4 protein-coding genes and 1 pseudogene are annotated in these 4552 nt (G+C 42.9%); 3 read left to right on the forward strand and 2 right to left on the reverse strand.

What is annotated here, in order from left to right:
- Positions 1-151: 151 nt before the first annotated feature.
- Together CV014_RS26390 and CV014_RS26395 are read left to right on the forward strand one after the other, a co-directional pair.
- Positions 152-562, forward strand: coding sequence for a hypothetical protein (locus CV014_RS26390; protein ID WP_236144733.1), 411 nt, complete (start codon positions 152-154; stop codon positions 560-562).
- 364 nt (positions 563-926) lie between these two features.
- A complete protein-coding gene (locus tag CV014_RS26395) occupies positions 927-1349 on the forward strand; it encodes a hypothetical protein (protein WP_236144734.1) in 423 nt (140 codons plus the stop codon).
- A 75-nt stretch (positions 1350-1424) separates the two neighbouring features.
- On the opposite strand, the gene CV014_RS26400 is transcribed toward CV014_RS26395, so the two are convergent.
- Positions 1425-1982 (reverse strand): Uma2 family endonuclease, encoded by a 558-nt coding sequence (locus tag CV014_RS26400; protein ID WP_236144735.1) that lies wholly within the window; start codon positions 1980-1982, stop codon positions 1425-1427.
- A gap of 545 nt (positions 1983-2527) precedes the next feature.
- Here CV014_RS26400 and lysS point away from each other — a divergent pair.
- Positions 2528-4051, forward strand: a pseudogene (gene lysS, locus CV014_RS26405) (lysine--tRNA ligase).
- A 79-nt stretch (positions 4052-4130) separates the two neighbouring features.
- Here lysS and CV014_RS26410 read toward each other — a convergent pair.
- On the reverse strand, positions 4131-4552 hold a 422-nt coding region (locus tag CV014_RS26410), incomplete at its 5' end, for a transposase (RefSeq protein WP_329608454.1).

Below are 4552 nucleotides of genomic sequence, written 5' to 3' on the forward strand. Positions count from 1 at the left end.
ACACACCTCTATACCCCTCCCACACCCCTATACCCTCGGACAAACCCTTGATTCTTCGTATCATTGTGTCAGCCCTAACTGTATTGCTCTGGCTGTAGTACATTTTTAAGAGTGCTGTGTTACTTGCCCCTTCTCACCAAGATGCAAAACTATGGAAATCGCACGATTGCAGGAACTCAAGCAAAAACTGACCCATGAGGCGGAACTTGCTGATATTTGGTCATTTTATATGGATAATTTTGCTGATTATCCAGAATTCACTGACTTGGGTGAGCCAGCTGCTAATGATTACCTCAATGCTGTTGTCCAAAAAACTTGTCAGCAAATGTTTGGCCAGTCCATTAAAATTAACGGGTTCTTCCTGATACACATTCCCCAGTATCAGCTATTTCATGGCCCTTTCCAGGTGGCAGGACGAATAGGCGGGATGATTTATTTTGAGGATCTCAAAGTTGGGTTAATTGCCGTGTCAGCAGATTATCCGCCCAGCGATTTGGTAAAATATTCGCGTTTTTCAGAGATAATTAATCTTTCTCCACCCAATCACAGCGATCGCAATTGAAATAACTATTCAACATTCCTTAATCCCCAATTACCCCAAAATGGTTGTTTAAGAGACTCCGTTTTTCTCGTATCAGGTGTAGCCTCAGCATTAGAGGGATGCTTTTCAGACTTATGTAAGCGAAAAATCAAAGTTCTGACTACTCCCCAAAATTCAGCAAAAAGAGACAAATTAAGCAACCCTTATTAAATAAGGATTTCTTAATTTTGAATTTTGAATTTTGAATTGGTACCACACCCCTCCTACTACAAAAAATTTCGTTGCATAAGTCCTGATTGCTGCAAGAGTGGGAAATCTCAAATGTGACTCCTAACTGCACAATTGCAGATTACTAACATCCAATTCCGTCTAGGAAATGCTAATCATGGCAATTAACTCTCGTAAGTGGCTATCAATACCGCTATTAGCTACTTTTTTGGCTTTTTTCCTCTCGATGCCGAGTATTGCCTTGGCTGCACCCTTGAAACTTTATCCTGCTGTTCAAATTGCTAACTCTGTTAGTAATGTGATTACCGATTATCCCAACTGGTCTGGACTGGATTTGACACCAATGGAACGTCAACAACTCCAAGGGATGATGCAACGTCGCAATCAAGATATTGCGGCGATTTTAAATCTCTTCCAACGTCAAGAACTCCAACATCAACTGCATTCTGGTCATAATTTCCATCAAGCCTTGCAAGCATTGAATTTACAACCAGAACAGGAAAACTTGATTAAAGCTATAGAACAACTTACCAGTTTGAAAATCAAGGCAGCTTTAGCACGATATGCCTTAATTCATTGAAGCAGCACATTAATTAAACAAATCGAGCGATCGCTTGCAGGGATAAAATGGGAGCGATCGCTTCACTTGATTCAATTAGGGAAATAATTGGCTAATCTCAACTTCTATCTCTGGCAAAGCAATCAAAGATAGCGTTGCATTCTCCCCTAAAATAAATTCTTGCTTGTAACCCCCCCCACTTGGCTCACGGAAGACATAAACCTGAAATTTATTGACATCCAAAATCCAGTATTCACTAATTCCCGCTTGAGCATAGAGAGGTGCTTTTTGTCTACGATCTGTCTCTAGGGTTGTATCTGCCACCTCAATTAATAAAAATACTTCATTAGGTGTAGGATGGTGGTCAATGTATTTACGCGGCTCTATGCGAACAATCGCAATATCTGGTTCAGGTTCAGAATATTGGCTTAACTGTACGGGATCTTGTACACGAACTAAGGCAACTTCCGCCAACAGCCGTTTGAGATAATCAGAAGCACATAAAGTTGTGGCTGCATGGGGAGGATTTTTCGCACTCATCGGAATTACTTGCCCAGCAATTAGTTCTACCCGTTCATTGGCGGTAATAATACCTGTCTCCAACATCCGGTGATATTCATCTACATTCCACAAGCGGACTTTGGTTTGTGTCATAGTGCTTTGATTTTAGTTTAATCGTAGCGATCGCATCAATTCCAAATCCCCACCTCAACAAATCATAAGATTTTTCCTCAATTTCCAATGCCTACTCCCCAATCCCGAATCCCTATTTATCGAAAAACTGGGTCTAATACCCCGTCCTTACTTCGACAAGCTCAGTAACCATGTAGAACGGCTTTTGCTATGATAAGGAATGTGGAAGGGTAATCAACCACTTGAAAAACCCATTTGCTGCCTAAAACGCAGACGCTGCACCTTGACAATTGAATCTAGCGGGTTCTACTTCGGAGTTCTAGTATCACCTGGAAGTAGGTAAAAGATTCACAGGTAATAGACAAACAGCATTTAACTTCAAACAAATTTTGCAAGTTTTGCAAGTACGGTAGGGCATACCGGAACTTAACGCTTGGGGAGAGAACCACCTATGGCTTAGATACCGCAAGGGGTCTAAGTTAAGTGGACTCGTTGAACCAAGAATTTCCGCACTTTTAGGGCGGAGAGTGTCAAAATTAATCTTGCCCTCTGAATAGTTCGTTACCATGTCGGAAGAAGATATCCGGGCCGCCAGGCTGGAGAAAGTAGAACAACTCAAGCAGCTAGGAAGTAACCCCTACGCCTACCGTTGGGAGTCTACACACCACGCCGCAGAGTTACAAGAAAAATTTGCTGATTTACCCAGTGGTGAAGAAGTTGATGTAGAAGTCGCCGTTGCTGGACGCATTATGGCGCGTCGCGTTTTCGGTAAGTTGGCTTTCTTCACCTTGCAAGATGAAACCGGCACAATTCAAATTTATCTAGAGAAAAGTCGTATCCAAGAAAGCATGGCAGAAATTGATGCCGATGCTTTTAATCACCTTAAACAACTCACAGATGCAGGTGACATCCTGGGAGTTAAAGGTACAATTAAACGGACAGAAAAGGGCGAATTATCGGTCTACGTTAAACAATACAGCATCCTCACTAAATCCCTCCTGCCCCTACCCGACAAGTGGCACGGGTTAACGGATGTTGCCAAACGCTACCGTCAACGCTACGTTGACTTGATTGTTAACCCCGAAGTGCGGCAAACCTTCCGCCGTCGCGCCCAAATCACAGCAGGTATTCGCCGCTACCTAGAAGAGCGTGATTTCCTAGAGATTGAAACCCCAGTCTTACAAAGTGAAGCCGGCGGTGCAGATGCGCGCCCCTTTATCACCTATCACAACACCCTAGAAATGGAATTGTATTTGCGAATAGCAACAGAACTCCATCTCAAGCGGTTAATTGTGGGTGGTTTTGAAAAAGTCTTTGAATTAGGGCGGATTTTCCGCAACGAGGGCATTTCGACACGCCATAACCCCGAATTTACCTCCATTGAAATTTACCAAGCCTATGCCGACTACAACGATATGATGGCGTTAACGGAAGGTATTATTACCACCGTCGCCCAAGAAGTTCTCGGCACATTACAACTTACCTACCAAGGCGAGAGTGTTGATTTAACACCACCTTGGCGACGGGTAACAATGCACGATTTAGTCAAAGAATATACAGGCATAGATTTCAATTCTTTCCAAACATTGGAAGAAGCCAAAACAGCAAGTAAAAATGCTGGTATTCCTGGCGTAGATGAAGCCCCATCCATAGGTAAACTGCTGAATTTAGCCTTTGAAGAAAAGGTAGAAACCACCTTAATTCAGCCCACCTTTGTGATTGATTATCCTGTAGAAATTTCCCCCTAGCTAAACCTCACCGTTCTCAAGCAGGGTTAGTAGAAAGATTTGAATTATTCATCGTCGGACGGGAGACTGCTAACAGTTTCTCTGAGTTAACAGATCCCATCGACCAAGAGAACGCTTAGAAGCCCAAGCCGCCAAAAAAGCCGCCGGAGACTTAGAAGCCCAAGGCGTAGATGAGGATTTCCTTACCGCTTTGGAATATGGAATGCCACCCACAGGCGGTTTAGGAATTGGCATTGACCGATTAGTGATGTTATTAACTGATTCTGCCAGTATTCGGGATGTCATCGCCTTCCCCTTACTCAACCAGACAAATCAGAAGCGTCACCAGAATCAACTACCTAATCAATAAAGAAAATCTAACTATCAACAACCTGTAGTATTTCTACAGGTTTCTATTTATGCTCAGAGGGTGACAAGCTACCTATAAAGGTTGGTGCATAAGGGAGAGGGCATAAAAGCCACGCTGAAAATAGAGTCGTTTATGGGGTTTGAGGGCAATCAGACTCAAGACCCAATCAGCCCATAATTCCATCCCATAACGCCATCGTTGTCCGTAGAGTCCAAAGCTAAAGTGACTCTGGCGTGGGGTCTGGTCTTTGTGTGATTGGATACGTCCAGCATAGATATCTATGCCTAATTTTTTCATTTGTTGCCCCTGCATTGTCGCCAAACTATAAGCTAAGGCAATCAACAAGACTAAGGCTAAAAAACGGGTGTCATTAACCTTGGTATCTTCCAAGTTATAGCCACTTGTTTTATAATCCTTGAACATTTGTTCAATACCCCAACGACAACGATAGACTGCCAATGCTTGTTGTAATGTTGGGAGGTTAGTTAAGATAT

This window comes from Nostoc sp. CMAA1605 (assembly GCF_021596505.1).
Lineage (GTDB): Bacteria > Cyanobacteriota > Cyanobacteriia > Cyanobacteriales > Nostocaceae > Trichormus.